1 protein-coding gene is annotated in these 505 nt (G+C 43.2%); it reads right to left on the minus strand.

Going from position 1 to position 505, the window contains the following annotated elements:
* A partial coding sequence (locus tag ACV1FX_RS41805) for a MarR family transcriptional regulator (RefSeq protein ID WP_473123297.1) occupies positions 1 to 368 on the minus strand: 368 nt, incomplete at its 3' end.
* Positions 369 to 505 lie beyond the last annotated feature (137 nt).

The following is a 505-nucleotide window of genomic DNA, read 5'->3' on the forward strand; positions in this document are numbered from 1 at the left end:
GTCAATGCTTCGAACAGTTCGTCAATGAGCAGCTGCCGGTTTTCAATCATTTGCATGGCCGCCATTTTTCCCGATTCGGAAAGCGTCATCCATACCGTGCGGCGGTCTTCATTGTTTCTCGACCTTTCCACGAATCCTTCTTTTTCTAAATGATTGAGAGCGGTTGTCGTGGCGGAAGGCGATAATGTGACCTCCTGCAATATATCTTTAATCGTGCACGTGCCATGCCGGTAAATAATCCTCAGAATAAATCCTCTGATATTGTTTATACTCTTTGGAATTGTCGCCTCATCAAGCTTTTTCGTGCTCTTTAAATATTTCGTGAGCGCGTAATCCAGTACATTTGCTTGCAAGTTATCGTGCTTCATGCAGAAACTCCCCATTTCAAGATGCATCCATCATCATTTGTTTGTTTTTTATTACATTTTACTGATACCTTACGGAGAAAGTCAAAATTCCGGCCGGAATGCCCGCAACTTTTATCCTGCCCTGCACAGACTTTTGT

The sequence above is a fragment of the Bradyrhizobium ingae genome, from assembly GCF_055791185.1.